Annotated in this window: 13 protein-coding genes; 9 read left to right on the top strand and 4 right to left on the bottom strand. The window is 61.0% G+C overall.

All coding sequences use genetic code 11. From position 1 onward, the window contains the following. Window positions 1-7: 7 nt before the first annotated feature. Genes hyfB through sS8_RS03370 form a run of 8 tightly spaced genes read left to right on the top strand, consistent with a single transcriptional unit; the run spans window position 8 to window position 9,501 of the window. Window positions 8-2,122, top strand: a complete 2,115-nt coding sequence (gene hyfB, locus sS8_RS03405; protein WP_119628424.1) for a hydrogenase 4 subunit B — start codon at window positions 8-10, stop codon at window positions 2,120-2,122. After that, window positions 2,122-3,066, top strand: a complete 945-nt coding sequence (locus sS8_RS03400) for a respiratory chain complex I subunit 1 family protein (RefSeq protein WP_119628423.1) — start codon at window positions 2,122-2,124, stop codon at window positions 3,064-3,066. Before hyfB ends, sS8_RS03400 begins: the two co-directional genes overlap by 1 nt. Then, the gene (locus sS8_RS03395; RefSeq protein ID WP_119628422.1) at window positions 3,066-3,746 is read left to right on the top strand and encodes a formate hydrogenlyase; all 681 of its coding nucleotides are present in this window, start codon (window positions 3,066-3,068) and stop codon (window positions 3,744-3,746) included. The genes sS8_RS03400 and sS8_RS03395 overlap by 1 nt, the downstream gene beginning before the upstream one ends. Further along, window positions 3,743-5,209 carry a hydrogenase 4 subunit F gene (locus sS8_RS03390; RefSeq protein ID WP_119628421.1) on the top strand — a complete coding sequence of 489 codons (1,467 nt, stop codon included), beginning with the start codon at window positions 3,743-3,745 and terminating at the stop codon, window positions 5,207-5,209. Before sS8_RS03395 ends, sS8_RS03390 begins: the two co-directional genes overlap by 4 nt. Then, window positions 5,206-6,882 carry a SulP family inorganic anion transporter gene (locus sS8_RS03385; RefSeq protein ID WP_179952396.1) on the top strand — a complete coding sequence of 559 codons (1,677 nt, stop codon included), beginning with the start codon at window positions 5,206-5,208 and terminating at the stop codon, window positions 6,880-6,882. The genes sS8_RS03390 and sS8_RS03385 overlap by 4 nt, the downstream gene beginning before the upstream one ends. A 43-nt stretch (window positions 6,883-6,925) precedes the next feature. Next, window positions 6,926-8,533, top strand: coding sequence for a hydrogenase large subunit (locus sS8_RS03380; RefSeq protein WP_232020500.1), 1,608 nt, complete (start codon window positions 6,926-6,928; stop codon window positions 8,531-8,533). Between the two features lie 10 nt (window positions 8,534-8,543). Then, window positions 8,544-9,062 (top strand): NADH-quinone oxidoreductase subunit B family protein, encoded by a 519-nt coding sequence (locus tag sS8_RS03375; RefSeq protein WP_119628419.1) that lies wholly within the window; start codon window positions 8,544-8,546, stop codon window positions 9,060-9,062. A 58-nt stretch (window positions 9,063-9,120) separates the two neighbouring features. Next, window positions 9,121-9,501 carry a YccF domain-containing protein gene (locus sS8_RS03370; RefSeq protein WP_119628418.1) on the top strand — a complete coding sequence of 127 codons (381 nt, stop codon included), beginning with the start codon at window positions 9,121-9,123 and terminating at the stop codon, window positions 9,499-9,501. Here sS8_RS03370 and sS8_RS03365 read toward each other — a convergent pair. From sS8_RS03365 to sS8_RS03350, 4 genes are all read right to left on the bottom strand, one after another. Beyond that, window positions 9,498-11,042: a sensor histidine kinase gene (locus sS8_RS03365; protein ID WP_119628417.1), complete on the bottom strand. Its 1,545-nt coding sequence runs from the start codon at window positions 11,040-11,042 to the stop codon at window positions 9,498-9,500. The two genes, sS8_RS03370 and sS8_RS03365, sit on opposite strands and share 4 nt — an antisense overlap. A gap of 262 nt (window positions 11,043-11,304) precedes the next feature. Then, a complete protein-coding gene (locus sS8_RS03360) occupies window positions 11,305-12,405 on the bottom strand; it encodes an ABC transporter permease (protein WP_119628416.1) in 1,101 nt (366 codons plus the stop codon). Then, window positions 12,402-13,346 carry an ABC transporter ATP-binding protein gene (locus sS8_RS03355; RefSeq protein WP_119628415.1) on the bottom strand — a complete coding sequence of 315 codons (945 nt, stop codon included), beginning with the start codon at window positions 13,344-13,346 and terminating at the stop codon, window positions 12,402-12,404. The genes sS8_RS03360 and sS8_RS03355 overlap by 4 nt, the downstream gene beginning before the upstream one ends. Beyond that, window positions 13,343-14,323: an HlyD family secretion protein gene (locus sS8_RS03350; protein ID WP_119628414.1), complete on the bottom strand. Its 981-nt coding sequence runs from the start codon at window positions 14,321-14,323 to the stop codon at window positions 13,343-13,345. Before sS8_RS03350 ends, sS8_RS03355 begins: the two co-directional genes overlap by 4 nt. Before the next feature lie 136 nt (window positions 14,324-14,459). Between sS8_RS03350 and pepN the strand changes: the two genes are divergently transcribed. Further along, a complete protein-coding gene (gene pepN / locus sS8_RS03345) occupies window positions 14,460-17,114 on the top strand; it encodes an aminopeptidase N (protein ID WP_119628413.1) in 2,655 nt (884 codons plus the stop codon). Window positions 17,115-17,162 lie beyond the last annotated feature (48 nt).

Here is a 17,162-nt window from a genome sequence, read left to right as displayed (position 1 = left end):
AGCCCGTATGTCTCTATTCTTAGCCGCCATCTCGGTGTTGGCATCCTTGCTGTCCGGCCTTGCGGCGCTGTCTGCCGGGCCGAACGGTCTTTTGCGACGCGGAATTCGCGCGTGGGGGCAGGCATTCTCCTCCCACTACGCCCGGGTAAATCCATCGCTGACGCCCGGTCGCTTCTCGCGTCTGGCCAGGACAATACCATTCGCTCTCCTGGGCGTTTCCGGCGGCTTCGCTGTTTTGGCCGGACTCCTCGCTCTCCACGACAATTCCACTCGTACGGCCGTTCTGCCGTTCGGTCTGCCCTGGCTGAACTGGCACCTGGCGCTGGATCCCCTGGCCGGTTTCTTCTTTTGCGTACTCGGTATTCCCCTGATCGCGGTCAGCTTGTTCGGACCCGGCTACGTTCGTGAATTCGAACACGGTAAACACCCGCTTTCGGTCCTGGGGTTATTCACCGGCCTGTTCGTTGCCGGCATGGAACTCGTGTTGCTCGCCGACGATGCTTTGCTTTTCATGATCGCCTGGGAATTGATGTCGGTCGCGAGCTATTTCCTGGTCGCCTACCAACACGAGAATCCGACCAATCGCCGGGCGGCGTTTCTTTACTTGCTGATGGCCGAAATCGGAGCGATCGCCATCATTCTGGCATTCGGCGTCCTCGCGGGCTTCACCGGGGAATTGACGTTCGGGGCTTTTCGCGGTGCCGTACTAAACCCGTTGTGGGCGAGCGTCGCCTTCGTGCTGGCGCTGACGGGCTTCGGCATGAAAGCCGGTCTGGTTCCTCTCCATACCTGGCTGCCGGAAGCCCATCCCGCCGCCCCTTCCCACGTTTCCGCCCTGATGAGCGGGGTCATGCTGAAAATCGCCATTTACGGCTTCATTCGCTTCGCTTTCGATTTGCTGCCCTCGCTGTTCTGGCAATGGGGTGTGCTGGTCCTTCTGATCGGGTCGGCTTCCGCCGTGCTCGGCATTCTGTACGCACTGCAGCAACAGAACCTGAAGCGGCTGCTCGCCTATTCGTCGGTGGAAAACGTCGGGATTATCTTCACTGCCCTGGGCCTGGCGCTGATTTTCCAAAGCAGCGGACAATTGCAGCTGGGAACGCTGGGGCTGGTGGCGGGGCTGCTGCATGGGCTCAACCACGCCTTGTTCAAGAGTCTTCTGTTCCTTGGCGCTGGCGCCATTCTGCACCAAACCCATGAACACAGCCTGGAAAACATGGGTGGGCTGGTCCACCGCATGCCGAAACTGGCGGCCTTGTTCCTGGTGGGTACGCTGAGCATCGCCGCCTTGCCGCCTTTCAACGGCTTCGTCTCCGAGTGGCTGATTTTCCAGACCGCACTTCAGGCCGGCAGCATCCAGAGCGGCATACTCCGCAGCCTGATTCCCACCGCCAGCGCGGTGCTGGCCCTGACCTCCGCCCTGGCGGCCGCCTGCTTCGTCAAGGTGTACGGCGTCGCCTTCCTGGGACTGCCGCGTTCCCGCCACATCGCGCGCACCCGTGAAATTCGACATCCGGGCATGCTGGCCGGCCCGGCCCTGCTTGCCGCCTGCTGCGTCCTGTTCGGCGTTTTTCCGATGCCGCTCATTAATGCCTTGGGTCCCTTGACGCAGTCGCTGACCGGGTTCGTGCTGCCGAACATATCGGTTCTGGGATGGCTATGGCTGACGCCGGTGTCCCCCGACGTGGCGGCCTATTCTCCGGCGCTGGTCACCTTGGGCATCGTGGCGGTCGGATGGTTGTGCTATTACCTTCTTTACCGCCGCACCGGCCTCGAACCGCGCCGCGCCGAACCCTGGGACTGCGGTTTCGGCGGATTGACGCCCCGCACGCAATATACGTCCGGCGCCTTCAGCATGCCCATACGCCGTATCTTCGAGCCGGTGTTCGATACTCGGGAAACAGTCGAAGAACAGCGCGAAGGTCCTGCGAACACGCGTATCACCCGGCTTCGCTACCAATTCCAGGTTTTCGACCGCGCCTGGGTAGCCTTATACGAGCCATCGGGACGGGCCGTCACCCGCCTCGCACGCTGGGTCGGACGCCTGCAAACCGGCAACATCCGCACTTATCTGGCTTACTCCTTTTGCACTTTGATCGTTCTGCTCTGGGTGGTCAGCTGATGGCCTGGTTGGTGGCGATATTCCAGACTCTGCTGTTCATTGCCCTGGCACCCTTGCTTTCTGGGTGGATCAAACGGGTCAAGTGCCGGCTGCAAAACCGGAAGGCTCCATCCCTCTTTCAGCCGTACCGGGACCTGCGCAAGCTTTACCGCAAGCGCCCCATCATGCCGTATCCGGCCTCCTGGATCTTTCGCGCCGCCCCGTACATTGTGTTCGCGTCTACCGTACTGGCGGCCGCCACCGTGCCGCTGGTGGCCATACATCTGCCCACCGCGCGCATCGCCGACGTCATCGTGCTGGTGGGTTTCTTCGCTCTGGGGCGAACCTTCCTGGTTCTGGCCGGCATGGATATCGGCACCGCGTTCGGCGGCATGGGATCGTCGCGCGAAATGACGATCTCGTCGCTGGCCGAGCCCGCCATGCTCATGGCGGTATTCACCCTGGCCATGAGTGCGCATACCACCAATTTGTCCCAGGCCGTCAGCTTCGTCCTCGACAGCGGACTGGTGCTGCGCCCCTCCTTCGTTTTCGCCATGGGCGGACTGATCCTGGTGACGATCGCCGAGACCGGCCGCATTCCCGTCGACAATCCGGCCACCCACCTGGAACTGACCATGATTCACGAGGCCATGATTCTCGAATACAGCGGACGCTGGCTGGCGCTGATCGAATGGGCCAGCCAGATCAAGCTCATGCTTTACGGCGTGCTCATAGCCAACATTTTCTTTCCGTGGGGTATCGCCCAAACCTTCACCCCCGATGCGCTGGGCTTCGGCCTCGCCATGATCGCCCTAAAACTCGCCGTGCTGGCGGTGGTGCTGGCCTTTTCCGAGGTGCTGTTCGCCAAGATGAGGATTTTCCGGGTGCAGGAATATCTGAGCTTCGCTTACCTCCTCAGCGTGCTGGGCCTTCTGAGCCACATCATTCTGGAGGCGGTTCGCTGATGGCTTTCTCCGGACTCAGTCTGTATAGCCAGGCGGTTCTGCTGCTGGCGGGGCTCATTGCCCTGACCTCGTTCCTGATGCTCGGCCAGTCCCGGCTGGTGCGGCTGGTTCTGGTGTTTGCCTTGCAGGGTATTCTGCTCGCGGCGACTACGGCCATGGTCGCCGGCGCTCTGGATTTTCCTCATTTGTACGTCTCGGCGGGCCTGAGCTTTCTGCTCAAGGGCATCCTCATTCCGGTGATGCTGCACCGCCTGATTCATCGCCTTGGGCTGCACCGGGAACTCGACACCATCAGGCATCCGGCCCGGGTGATGATGGGCGGGGCGTTCCTGATGGTGTTCAGTTACTACGTGAGTCTCCCGGTAGTGGCGCACTCGCCCCTGGTGACACTCAACGCCATCGCGGTCAGCCTGGCCGTGGTCCTGCTCGGCATGCTACTGATGATCACCCGGCGGCAGGCGGTGGCCCACGTGGTCGGCTTCATGTCGATCGAGAACGGACTATTCTTCGCAGCCGTGGTGTCCACCTACGGCATGCCCATGGTCGTGGAGTTGGGGGTCGCGGCGGATGTCCTGGTCGCCGCCGTCGTGTTCGGCGTGTTCTTCTTCCAAATCCGGGAAAGCATCGATTCTCTCGACGTGGACCGGCTCAGCAAACTAAGCGAGACGGACCGAACATGATCGCGGTCTATCTGGTACTCCTGATTCCCCTCGCCGGCATGGCGGTGCTCGGTCTCGCGGCCGACACCCGGCACGCAGGGCGCATCAACGTACGCTGCAATGCCCTGGCGCTGGCCGCCTCGATCTGGCTCGCCGCCGACGTGCTGGTTCACGGACCACGGCTATCTTCGGGCCAGCTGCTGTATATCGATTCCTTCAATGTCTACCTGATCGTCCTGACCGCGTTCGTCGGGCTGACCACGTCCATCTTCTCCGGCCCCTACATGGCGCACGAGCAGGAAACCGGGCGCGTCAACGCCGGGCGCCTGCGGCTGTACCATTCGATGTACCAGGGCTTCATGCTGGCCATGTACCTGGTTTTGACGACCAACAACATGGGCGTCCTGTGGGTGGCGATGGAGGGCGCAACCCTGGCCACGGTATTGCTGGTCAGCCTCTACCGCACGCCCGAGTCGGTGGAGGCCGCCTGGAAGTATTTCATCCTGTGCGGCGTGGGCATCGCCCTGGCCCTGTTCGGCACGGTGCTGCTTTATTTCGCCGCCGAACAAAAGCTGGGCATAGGCGGCAATGCGCTGCTGTGGACCGTGCTGCACGAGAATGCCGGGCTGCTCGAACCCAGCATCATGAAACTGGCCTTCGTATTCCTGCTGGTCGGCTACGGGACCAAGATCGGGCTGGTACCCCTGCACAACTGGCTGCCGGACGCCCATTCCGAGGGTCCGACCCCAATGTCGGCGATTCTCTCGGGACTCTTGCTCAACGACACCTTATACGCGGTGGTGCGCTGCAAGATGCTGGTGGACGGCTCGCTCGGAACCCCGATAGCGGGTTATCTGATGATGGGTTTCGGTCTTTTGTCCTTTCTGGTGGCGGCCCTGTTTCTGCATCGCCAGACCGACATCAAGCGGCTGTTCAGCTATTCGTCGATCGAACACATGGGGCTGATGACCTTCGCCTTCGGCATCGGCAGTCCATGGGCCACCTTTGCCGCCCTGTTCCACATGACCACCCACTCGTTGACCAAATCGGCGATCTTCGTCACCGTCGGACACGCGGCCCAGCTCGCCGGCACCCAGCGCATGGATAAAATTCGCGGCCTGATCCTGACCCAGCCGGAGATCGGCTGGGGCCTCCTGATCGGTACCGTGGCCATCGCCGGGTTCCCGCCTTTCGGCGTGTTCGCCAGCGAATTCCTGGTGCTCATCGCCACCATGCGCGATTACCCCTGGCTGACGCCGCTGCTCCTGATCGGCATCGGCGTCGCTTTCGCCGGCCTGTTCCGGCATTTGCACCCCATGGTCTACGGGGATATCCCCGAGGGCCAGAACGCCATCCCGGCGAATTTGTTGCCGGTGATGATCCACCTGGCGCTGGTGCTCTGGCTCGGATTATCCATTCCGGGCTTCCTGGGCAACTGGTTCAGCCAGGCGACTCAACTCATTTCAGGAGCATCGCCCCTTTGAAGCGAATTTCACATTCAATCTCGAGCGACCTGGCCGGACTCGCCGAAAACTGGCGCACCGACGCGGTTTCCGGCTTTCTGGTCTTCCTGATCGCCCTGCCCTTGTGCTTCGGCATCGCCATGGCCTCGGGATTTCCCCCGATGGCGGGGATTCTCGGCGCGGTCATCGGAGGCCTCGTCGTTTCCCGGATCGGCGGCGCCCGCCTGACCATCACGGGTCCCGCCGCCGGACTGATTACCGTCTTGTTCTCCGCGGTTCACACCCTGGGGCAAGGCGATACTTTCGCCGGCTATCGCTACACCCTGGCCGCAATCGTCGTGGCTGGTACCCTGCAAATCCTGCTGGGCCTTTTCCGGGGAGGACGATTGGCCACGTTCTTTCCGGCCGCCATCGCGCACGGCATGCTGGCAGCCATCGGGATCATCATCATCGCGAGGCAAATTCATGTCCTGGTCGGCGCTAGACCCGAGGTCGAAACTTCCTTGCAGAGTCTTTTGCACATTCCCGAAAGCTTGCTGCATTACCATCCCGAAATCTTCCTGATCGGCGGTCTGGGCCTCCTAATCCTGTTCGCTTGGCCCTTGCTGGGGAACAAGGGTATCGGCAGAATTCCCGCGCCCATCCTGGTCGTTTTGACCGGGTTCCTACTGGGACAGGCGTTCGATCTGAACCGGGCCGAACTTTATCTCCTTTCCGAGGGAGCTGAAAACGAAGCCTGGCACAAGCATGTTTTCGTGAATGCGCCGCAATTTCTTGCCGGTATCCCGGACAGTTTTTTGGACAGCCTGGTTTTCCCCGATTTTTCGAAAATCGCTGCGCCCGCCTTTTGGAATACCGTATTGAGCCTATGGCTCATCGGCAGCCTGGAATCGCTGCTGACCGCCTCGGCGGTGGACCGCCTCGATCCCGAGCACCGGCGCTCCCATCTCGACCGCGACCTCACCGCGATCGGCGCCGGCAACGTGCTTTCCGGCTTGGTCGGCGGGATGCCCATGATCTCCGAAATCGTCCGCAGTTCCGCCAATGTCGGCTACGGCGCGCGCAGCAGTTGGTCCAATTTTTTCCACGGCCTCTTTCTGCTGGTATTCGTGGCCTTGTTCCCGCACCTCATTCGCGACATCCCCCTGGCGTCGCTGGCGGCATTGCTGGTCTACGCCGGATATCGCCTGGCCTCGCCCAAGGCCTTCGCCAAAACCCTGGATATCGGGTTCGAGCAATTGGCCTTGTTCGTCATCACCATCATCGGCATTCTGAGCACGGACCTCCTGGTCGGGGTCGCCCTCGCTATCGCCGCCAAGCTGGTGATCCACCGCTGGCGCGGCGTAAAGCTGGGCAATCTGTTCCAGCTTTCCTACCGGATTACGCAGGAAGCGAACAGCGACTTCCGAATCAGGCTCAACGGCGCGGCCATTTTTTCCAATTTTCTGACATTGAAGGACGAACTCGCCGAGCTGCCGGCCGGCGCAAACATCGTTTTCGATCTGACCTACGCCTCGCTGGTCGACCATACCGTCATGGAGTTCATCGAACGCTTCAGTCACGACTACACGGCATCGGGCGGGAGGTGCGAGGTTCGAGGGCTGGACCGGTACCAGCCTTATTCGGATCACCCCTTGGCCGCACGCCGCCGCAAGCTGTTCGGATGGAAAACGGGGCGCGGTGAATCGCTCTAAGGCGTTAGACTCGAAGATCTCCGGGCACCAAGAATCGATCAGCATGGAAAACACTCAGCCACCCGCGGAAACCGTCGATCCGAACCAGATGTTTCGCGTGGCGCTGGTTTCGGCGGATATCGAAGCCTTGTCGGTATTGCCGAGTCCATTGGCGCCGGCCGATCTGATCGAAGTAAAAAAAAACGACTGGGGCCGGCTCGGACAACTGGCGAGCGCCCAGAACTGGCGCTGGGCGGGAGCTTGGGCGGAAGACCTTGGCACCGAGTTTTCGATGTGTGCCTGCCTCCAAAAGCAAGGGCGCTACCTCATACTGCGAACCGATCTGCCGGCCGACAACCCGGCCCTTCCCTCCCATGCACCGTATTACTGGACCGCGGACCGGATGGAACGGCATATCCGGGATCTGTTCGGCATTCGCTTCACCGATCATCCCGATCCCAAACGCTGGACCCGCCACAAGGCCTGGGGTGAAACCGCTTATCCCTTGCGCAAGGATTTCCCGGCGCAAGGGCACCCGGCTCCGGAGACTCCGCCGGACAACGACTACCCCTTTCTCAAGGCCCAGGGAGCGAGCGTCTACGAGATCCCGGTCGGCCCGGTCCACGCCGGGATCATCGAGCCCGGCCACTTCCGTTTCCAGGCGGTCGGGGAGACCGTGCTGCACCTGGAGGAAAGGCTGGGCTATGTACACAAGGGTATCGAAAAAATCGCCGAAGGACGCGACCCGGTCGGACTCCTCAAACTGGCCGGACGGGTGTCCGGAGATACCACGGTCGGCCATGCCTGGGCCGCCTGCATGGCCATGGAACGTGCCGCGGGGGTCGAAATTCCGCTGCGCGCCGCGTACATCCGCGGCATCCTGGCGGAACGGGAACGGGTGATCAATCACGTCTGGGACCTGGGCGCATTGTGCAACGACGTGGGATTCGCCGCCGGCTATTATCAGTTCGGCCGCCTCCGCGAGCTGTGGCTCAGAGAAAACCGGGCGCTATTCGGTCACCGCTTGTTGATGGATAAGCTGGTTCCGGGCGGCGTTGCCGCGGATATCCCCCCGGAGGCGGCGGGCCGCATGCGGGATTCAACCGTCTCGCTGCGCCGGGAGCTGGACGAACTGCTGCCCATACTTGACGCCAATTCGTCTTTGGAGGACCGCTTCCTCACCACCGGCGTGCTTTCCTGCGAACTGGCTTCGGCTCTGGGTGCTTTAGGCTTTGTGGGCCGAGCCAGCGGACAGACTTTCGACGCGCGCCGCGATGCGCCCTACTCGCCGTACGACCGACTGAAAGTCCGTGTTCCGGTGGAAACCCAGGGCGACGTGGCGTCGAGGTTCTGGGTCCGTTACAAGGAACTGCGCGCCGCTCTGCGCCTGATCGAACAGATGCTGGCCGAACTCCCTTCCGGGAAGCTTGCCGCCGAGTGGCAAACGCCGGCCGAAGACGCCGAAGGTTTCGCTGCAGTGGAAGGCTGGCGAGGCGAAATTCTCTGCTACGTCCGTTTCGGCGCGGAAGGCCGCATCAGCCGCTACTGGCCGCGCGATCCCAGCATCATCAACTGGCCGGCTCTGGAAAAGCTGGTCATGGGCAATATCGTGCCCGATTTTCCGGTGTGCAATAAATCGGTCAACGGGTCCTATTCCGGTCACGATCTCTAGCGAGGCCCCCATGCTGCGACTCTATGGCAAGATTTTCCGCACCGGCATGCTCACCGAGCGCGTCCCAACGGTCCCGAGAGAAGAGGCTGTCGAACGGGAAGGTGCCAGACTCAAGGCGGTGATCGACAAGCGCTTTCGGGGCAGCCTCGCCATCCGCCAGGTGGACGCCGGATCCTGCAACGGCTGCGAGCTGGAAATTCATGCCCTTAATAATGTCTATTACAACGTCGAGCGTTTCGGCGTGCATTTCGTGGCTTCTCCGCGCCATGCCGATATTCTGCTGGTGACGGGGCCGGTCTCGCGCCACATGGAAGCCGCGCTGAAACGGACCTACGAAGCAACACCCGATCCCAAGTGGGTCATCGCCGTGGGCGACTGCGGGGTATGCGGCGGCGAATTCGGCGTGTCCTACGCCAGTTGCGGCGCGGTCTCCGAGGTCATCCCGGTGGACCTTGCGATTCCCGGGTGTCCTCCGACCCCGCTCGACTTGCTGCGGGGCTTACTGTCCCTCTTTGTGAATCCAAAGTGAATCGGGCGTATACTTTACGACTCGAACCGGACAGAGTCCGAATCACACCATCGTTATCATGAGCTTACTGGGCAATATCATTTGGCTGATCTTCGGCGGGCTGATCGCCGGCTTGGGGTATATCGTGGGCGGCATCGGCTTATGCCTGACCGTGATCGGCATACCGTTCGGTCTTCAGTCGATCAAACTCGGGTTTGCCGTATTCACGCCCTTCGGCAAGGCAGTGGTGGAACTCGACCAGGCCAACACCCCGCTGCGGATCATCTTCAACGTCATCTGGCTGGTGCTTTTCGGTTGGGAAATCGCGCTGGCTCATCTTCTCGGCGCGGGCTTGCTGGTCATCACGATCATCGGCATTCCGTTTGCCTTGCAGCACATCAAGCTCATCCCCTTGTCACTGTTTCCGTTCGGGCGGGAATTTCGGCCGATTCGGCCTTAACCCGTATTCGAACGGACGGCATCGATTTCGCCGGCAGGGTCCAGGAATCTCGGCAGGTGTATCGAGAACTCGGAACCCTGACCGGGGCCCTCGCTATGAACTTCGACGTTTCCGCCGTGCATTTCGACCAGCCGCTTGACCAAGGTAAGCCCGATGCCCAGTCCGCCCTGGGCGCTTCCCAGGCTTTGCTCCGCCTGGTTGAACAGGTCGAAGACGTGCGGCAAAAGTTCTTCGGCGATGCCTACCCCGTTATCCCGGACGCGGATGCTCACGCGACGATCCGACGCTTCCACCGCGAGCCAGATTTTTCCGCCCACATCGGTATATTTCGCGGCATTATTCAGTAGATTGGAAACCACTTGCGCCAATCGCACCCGATCGCCCCGAACCTGTACATGATGGCCGGGCAGGGTAATGAGGAGGTCGTGATTCCGTGCCTCGATCAGCGGACGACTGGCCTCGACGGCCTGATCAATGACCGTCGCGAGATCCAGAGTGGTCGGGTGCAGGCTGATCTTTCCCTGCACGATGCGGGACACATCGAGCAGATCATCGACGAGACGCGACAAGTGATCGACCTGCCGATCAATGATGTCGCGCGCCCAGCCGAGCCTCCGCTCTTCCGGCTCGAGTTTTCGCATGACGTGCACGGCGTTGCGGATAGGCGCGAGCGGATTCCTGAGTTCGTGTCCCAGCATGGCCAGAAACTCGTCTTTTCGGCGGTTGGCATCCCGCAATGCCGTCTCCGATCGGGCAAGCTCTTCGGTGCGTTCCCTGACCCGTTGTTCCAGCCTTTCGCAAGACTCCTGCAGATCACGCTGGGCCCTCTGCTTTTCGGCAATCTGAGCCGACAACTCACGATTGATCGCCACCTGACGATCCCTCGCCGACCTGAGATCGTCCAGAAGATCGAGTTTGTCGAAGCGAAGCTGCAGGGACTCCGAGACGGTCGCGTAAAGGCGCTCGGAAATCATCCACATCATCGTCACGAACAGCAACAACATGGCACCCATCGCGAGATGCACGTCGCCGCCGTGGCGGACGACCTGCACCGTGTACGGAAGTAGAGCCGGCAGCAGAAAAACCAGGAAGGCGTGGCGGTAGGAAGAGAGGGTCGACATGCCGCCGGCGACCATTCCGCCGAGCACGAAGCCGAGAAATATCTGATGGACGTAGCTGTGCTCGGCGAACAGGAAATATCCGGCGAAGCCCCAGAGAAATCCGTTGGCGCCGACACCGAGCAAGAAAAGCCACGCCCACCGGGGCCAATCGGCACTCGGAGGATCGGTTCGGCGATAGGCACGGAGTAGACCGTAACGACCCGATACCAGAACCAGGACGGATAGAAACCACCCGAACGTCAGCCGCTGAGGAATCTCTGGCCAAAGAATCAACACCAGGATCGCGCTGTTGGCCGCCGTGGCGATCAGGGCTGCCGGAAGCTGTTGATACAGCAATCTCGTCTGCGACGCCCGTATTTCCTCCGCATGGCCGGAGTTTTTCTCCCTCCGGCCGTACCCGGAGCAGTCAAAAAGTCTCATATCCGATATCCGACTTCGAATCTTAGACACACCGGTTCGCGGCCACCGCGAGAGTTCGAGCGACCGAAAGGGACGCCAGTTCCCTGAATTCTGAAGTAACACTCATCAATCGGATATGGGCCATGCCGTCCGCTGACAATGTCTATGTTACGACTCCAGGCAGCGGAAATACTCGAACGGGTTTCCGATAAGACACGTTCCGGTCTCGAAATATCCTGCAAACAGCGAACCACATTGGTTCTTCGGAGCCGGTGTTGCACGATCAATCCAGCCGTTTCTTGAACCGCAGTATCGCGAGGCCCAGGGTGATGAACATGAATGCCAGAAGTGCCCAAATTTCGGACAGAAGCTCCGACAGTTCCGCGCCGCGCAGCATGACACCCCGGATCAGGCGCACGAAATGGGTCAACGGAAGGAACTCGGCGATATATTGTGCCGCCCTGGGCATCCCGTCGAAGGGAAACATGAAACCGGAAATAAGAATGGACGGCAGGAAAAAGAAAAACGTCGTCTCCATGGCCTGGAACTGGGTCTTGGCCAGCGTCGAGATCACCAGCCCCATGGTGAGATTGGCGGCGATGAACACCAGCGCAGCCAGGTAGACATCGATGATTCGGCCCTGGATCGGCACCTGGAACAGGAAAACGCCGAGCAGCAGAATCAGGCTCACCTGGATGAGACCGATAACGATATAGGGAACGATCTTTCCCACCATCAGTTCCAGGTTCCGCACCGGCGTATTGATGAGCAATTCGAGATTGCCCCGCTCGCGCTCGCGCACGATGGCCACGGCGGTGAACAGCACCATGGTCATCGTCAGAATCACGCCCATCAATCCGGGCACGATATTGACGGCCGAGCGCCTCTCCGGGTTGTAATAGTTGCGAATCTCGAACAAGGCAGCGTCGGCGCCCGCTTGAGGCGCGGTGTCGTAGCGCAGGCTCATTCCGGTGAGCTGGCGGGCGGCGGCCAGAATCAGAGGGTCGGAGCCGTCGATCATGAGTTGAGCCGCCGGTCGATCGCGCCGCGTCAAACGCTGCTCGAAATCCGCCGGAATGAATATCCCGACCGAGATTTCCCCGCGTCGAAGCAGGATTTCCAATTGCTCCGCGGTTTCCACCCGGCGCGTGATCCTGACCACTTGGGACGCTTGCGCGTCGCTGCCCAGAATGCGCGAAAACTGCGTATTCGCCTGATCGGCTATCCCGGCGCTCAAATCCCGTACATCGGTATTGATGGCGAAACCGAACAGGGTGATCTGCAACAGCGGGATGCCGACGATCATGCCGAAGGTCAAGCGATCGCGCCGCAGCTGTCGGACCGCTTTCCGCAAAATGGCAAAAAGACGCTGCAGGCCTTTCACGCCTGCGCCTTGAGATACCGGCTCTGGGTGGCGGCGACGAAGACGTCTTCGAGATTTGCATGGGTCAGCCGGGCATCGAAGCTCAGCCCCCGCTCGGCGAGTCCGGCACGGATCTCCGCCAGCGGATCGGAAACCGAGCGGTCGAGCAGCACCCTGAGGCGCATGCCGAGCTGAGTCACGCTGAGCACGCCGGGCAGCTCGCTCAGCACCCTGCGCGCGCTCCTCGAATCCCCGGTTTCCACCTCGACGACCGTGGCGTCGATGCGCCTTTCCAATTCCTGCGGCGCGCCGTCCGCGACCACCCGTCCCCGGTCGAGAATGGCGAGGCCGTGACAGCGCTCCGCTTCATCCATGTAGTGGGTGGACACGAGTATGGTCGTCCCTTTCTCGCAGAGCTCGAACAGGGTTTCCCAGAAATCGCGCCGGCTTTGAGGATCGACCGCGCTGGTCGGTTCGTCCAGAAACAGCAGCTCCGGACCGTGAACCGTTACCGCAGCCAGGGCCAGGCGTTGCTTCTGACCGCCACTGAGCGTCCCGGCCCACTGCCGCCTGCGGTCGGCGAGATTGTATTTTTCAAGTAGCTGGTCGATGCGCTGCCGGGCGGTTTTGCGCGGCAGGCCGTAGATGTCGGCCATGAATTCCAGGTTTTCGAGAACGCTGAGATCCTCGTATAGCGAGAAACGCTGGGTCATGTAACCGATTTTTCGCTTGATCGCCTCCGCTTCGCCCGGAATCCGATGGCCGAGGACTTCCGCCTCCCCTTCCGACGGCGTCAGCAAGCCGCACAGCATGCGGATCGTGGTGGATTTTCCGGAGCCGTTGGGACCGAGAAATCCGTAGATCATAGCGCGGGAAATGGCGAAATTCACATGGTCGACGGCGGTAACCGCGCCGAAGCGCCGGGTCAGACCGTGTGCCGCGACGGCAAGGCTGCCGGTCATGGCCGCTCGAAGCGGCTAAGGCCCGAGAGCTCCGCCTCGACCGGAAGGCCGGCCGGCACGTTTCGAACCGTCTCGCTCAGATAAATCTTGGCGACATAGCTGAGGCGCCGCCGGTCGCGCTCGGTCAGGGCAAAGAACGGTGTAAACACCGGATCCGAACTCACCATCCGGACAGTTCCCTCATAGGGCTCTGCGACCCCGTCCATCCAAACCCGAGCCGCGTCTCCCGGCATGACATGAACCCGGATCGGTTCGGGAATGTAGACCCGCGCATAGGGCGCGGAGCCCGAGAGCAGGACCGCCAGCACCGCTCCGGCCTGAGGCTGATTTCCGAGCTTGAGTGGCAGGCTGTCGAGACGCCCGGCCACCGGAGCTCTCACGGTGAGGCGTTGCAGATTGGTTGCGGCGACTGCCACGGCCGCTTCAGCCGAGGCCAAGGCCTGGCGCGCCTGCTCCACTTCTTCCACACGGGTACCGGCTTCGAGCTCCTGGAGTACGGCCAAAGCCGAATCGCGTTCGGCGAGCGCCGCCTTTGCCTCCCTCCTCGCTCTGTCCACTTCGTCCGGGCTGATGAGTTTGCGCGGCAGCAACTCTTCCACCCGCTCGAATTCGCGCCGGCGCACTTCATAAACCTGTTCTGCGCCTTGGAAGCGCGCCCGGGCCTCCCGGATCCGCTCGATCCGGGGACCTCTTTCCAGCTCCTGCAGCCGGGCCAGAGCCCGATCCCGGTTCGCTGCCGCATCGTTCAGCCAAGCCTGTCGCCTGGCCGGGTCGAGCCGTACCAGAATCTGCCCCGGTTCCACCCAATCGCCTTCCTGCGCCGGAAGTTCAACGATGGGCTCGGATGCTTCCGCGATCAGCTCCACGCGATCCCATTCCAGAATGCCGACAACGCGGGAATTCGCTTCATCCTGTCCGCAACCGGAAAGCAGCAGCGCTACCGTAACGGCCGAAACCTGGTAAATCAAACGTGTCATCCGCTCATGTTAACCGCTTTGCCCCGCATTCTGCCATCGAGCGGAATCGGAGAACGAATCGGACGTCGACAGCTCTCCCGTTTCCCCGGTCTAAGCCTTATCATTCCGACATCACCGACAGAAGGCTCATACCACAATGCGCGAACACACCCCCAATACCGTATACCTGAAAGACTACACGCCACCCGACTATCTCATCGAAACGGTCGATCTTTTTTTCGAACTGGACGAGGAGAATACCCGCGTCACGTCCAAGCTTCGGATACGGCGCAACCCGGAATCGCCGGGCGAGCATCGAGAGCTCGAACTCGACGGCGAACAGCTCGTGCTCGAATCGATCCGGCTCAACGGCCGCAATCTGAACGCCGCGGACTACCGGCTCGGCGACGAATCCCTGGTTCTGCCCGGCGTACCCGACCGCCCCTTCGAGTTGGAAATCGTCACCCGCATCAATCCCAAGGCAAACACTGCCCTGGAAGGGCTGTATCTCTCCAAGGACATGCTCTGTACTCAATGCGAAGCCCAAGGGTTCAGGAAAATCACTTATTTCGCCGACCGCCCGGACGTGATGGCCAAATACACGACGACCATCGTCGCCGACAAATCGCGTTATCCGGTGCTATTGTCCAACGGCAACCGGATCGCTACCGGCGAGCTCAAGAACGGCCGCCATTGGGTGAAATGGGAGGATCCGTTCAAAAAGCCTTCCTATTTGTTCGCACTCGTGGCGGGACGGCTGGAATGTCTCGAAGACCGCTATGTGACGTGTTCCGGCCGGGAAGTGACCTTGCAGATCTTCGTCGAAAAGCACGACCTCGACAAATGCGATCACGCCATGCAATCCCTCAAGAACGCGATGCGCTGGGACGAGGAGAACTTCGGGCGGGAATACGACCTGGATCTTTACATGATCGTGGCAGTGGGCCACTTCAACATGGGCGCCATGGAAAACAAGGGCCTCAACGTTTTCAACACCAAGTACGTACTGGCCCGGCCCGACACGGCGACGGATGCCGACTACGAACACATCGAGGGCGTCATCGGCCACGAGTACTTCCATAACTGGACCGGCAACCGCATTACCTGCCGGGATTGGTTCCAGCTCAGTTTGAAGGAGGGCCTAACCGTATTCCGCGACCAGGAGTTTAGCGCCGACCGGACCTCCCGCGCCGTCAAGCGCATCGACGAAGTCAACATGCTGCGCACCAGGCAATTCGCGGAGGACGCGGGCCCCCTCGCCCACCCGGTAAGGCCGGAATCCTATATCGAGATCAACAACTTCTACACCTTGACCGTTTACGAGAAAGGCGCGGAAGTGGTCCGCATGATTCAGACCCTGATCGGCAAGGAAGGCTTCCGCAAAGGAACGGATCTTTATTTCGAGCGACATGACGGCCAAGCCGTGACTTGCGACGATTTCGTCAAGTGCATGGAGGACGCCAGCGGCGTCGATCTGGCGCAATTCCGGCTCTGGTACGGTCAGGCCGGAACGCCCGAAGTCCGCATCAGCGCGGATTACGATGCGACGAACCGTGCGCTGAATCTCACCGTTCGACAAAGCTGTCCGGCGACACCGGGACAGCCGGTCAAGGCCCCGTTTCACATTCCCTTGGCGATAGGCTTATTGGCACCGGACGGGACCGAATTGCCCCTGCGGCTCGATGGCGAAACCGAGCCGTTTGCCCAGAAAACCCGGGTATTGGATGTTAAAGCGTCCGAGCAGCACTTCCGCTTCGTCGGTCTGGCGGAGAAACCGGTGGTTTCCGCCCTGCGCGGATTCTCGGCCCCGGTCCGGCTGCACCTGGACCGCAGCGTCGAGGAACTCGCCTTCCTCTTCTCCCATGATCCAGACCCCTTCAACCGTTGGGACGCGGGACAACAACTCGCCAGCCAGGTCATCCTCGATCTGGTTGACCAGTACGCCGAGGGAGAAACGCCGGCGGCCGCAGACGGCCCTCTCACCGAAGCTTATCGGCGGGTACTTTCCGGCAACTGGCCCGATCTGTCCTATCTCGCCCTGCTCCTGACCTTGCCCTCGGAGGAATATATCAGTGCTGCCATGAAGGTCATCGATCCGGATGCCGTTCACCGTGCCCGGCAGACGGCCAAACTGGCGCTGGCTCGCACTTTGGAAGCCGAATTCCGCCGCCTCTACGAGACTCATCATGTCGACGAGGCGGGGCGTTTCGACGCCGAAGCCGTAGGCCGGCGCCGCTTGAAAAATGCCTGCCTGGCATACTTGGGCATGCTGGAGAGCGAAGAGGCGTATCGGCTCAGTGTTCGCCAGTTCCGCAGTGCGCGGACGATGACCGATCAAATTTCTTCGCTGGCGGTCATCGTCAACGGCCACCATCCGGAAAAGGCCGCCTGCCTGACGGAGTTCTATGAGCGCTGGCGAGCAGAGGACCTGGTGATCGACAAATGGTTTACCCTGCAGGCTACCTGCCATTTGCCGGGGACGCTGGACAGGGTCAAAGAGCTGCTTGCGCATCCCGCTTTCGACTTGAAGATTCCGAACCGTGTTTGTTGTCTGATCGGCGCATTTACCCAGAACAACGCCGTCAATTTCCACGCTCGCGACGGCGCGGGCTACGAGTTTCTCGCCGACCAGATCATTGCATTGAATTCCTTGAATCCGCAGGTGGCCGCACGCATGCTGACCGCTTTGACGCCATGGCGGCGCTACGACGAGGATCGGCAACAATTGATGCGCCGGCAACTTCAGCGGATTGCCGGACTCGAGAAAGTTTCGAAGGATGTCTACGAAGTGGCGATGAAAAGTTTGTCCTGAGCGTCCGACGGCTGCTTTTGGAAGAATTTCGGGCTGTTACCTGCTAAT

Origin of the sequence: Methylocaldum marinum, assembly GCF_003584645.1 — a bacterium.
Taxonomy (GTDB): Bacteria; Pseudomonadota; Gammaproteobacteria; order Methylococcales; family Methylococcaceae; genus Methylocaldum; species Methylocaldum marinum.
The sequence above is the reverse complement of the archived record's forward strand: the minus strand, read 5'-3'. Positions and strand labels throughout refer to the sequence as shown.

Coding starts and splice junctions, on each gene's coding strand:
- sS8_RS03355 (WP_119628415.1), bottom strand. CDS start 13,346: ATGACCGGCAGCCTTGCCGTCGCGGCACACGGTCTGACCCGGCGCTTC.
- pepN (WP_119628413.1), top strand. CDS start 14,460: ATGCGCGAACACACCCCCAATACCGTATACCTGAAAGACTACACGCCA.
- sS8_RS03395 (WP_119628422.1), top strand. CDS start 3,066: ATGGCTTTCTCCGGACTCAGTCTGTATAGCCAGGCGGTTCTGCTGCTG.
- sS8_RS03370 (WP_119628418.1), top strand. CDS start 9,121: ATGAGCTTACTGGGCAATATCATTTGGCTGATCTTCGGCGGGCTGATC.
- sS8_RS03365 (WP_119628417.1), bottom strand. CDS start 11,042: ATGAGACTTTTTGACTGCTCCGGGTACGGCCGGAGGGAGAAAAACTCC.
- sS8_RS03400 (WP_119628423.1), top strand. CDS start 2,122: ATGGCCTGGTTGGTGGCGATATTCCAGACTCTGCTGTTCATTGCCCTG.
- sS8_RS03375 (WP_119628419.1), top strand. CDS start 8,544: ATGCTGCGACTCTATGGCAAGATTTTCCGCACCGGCATGCTCACCGAG.
- sS8_RS03350 (WP_119628414.1), bottom strand. CDS start 14,323: ATGACACGTTTGATTTACCAGGTTTCGGCCGTTACGGTAGCGCTGCTG.
- sS8_RS03390 (WP_119628421.1), top strand. CDS start 3,743: ATGATCGCGGTCTATCTGGTACTCCTGATTCCCCTCGCCGGCATGGCG.
- hyfB (WP_119628424.1), top strand. CDS start 8: ATGTCTCTATTCTTAGCCGCCATCTCGGTGTTGGCATCCTTGCTGTCC.
- sS8_RS03380 (WP_232020500.1), top strand. CDS start 6,926: ATGGAAAACACTCAGCCACCCGCGGAAACCGTCGATCCGAACCAGATG.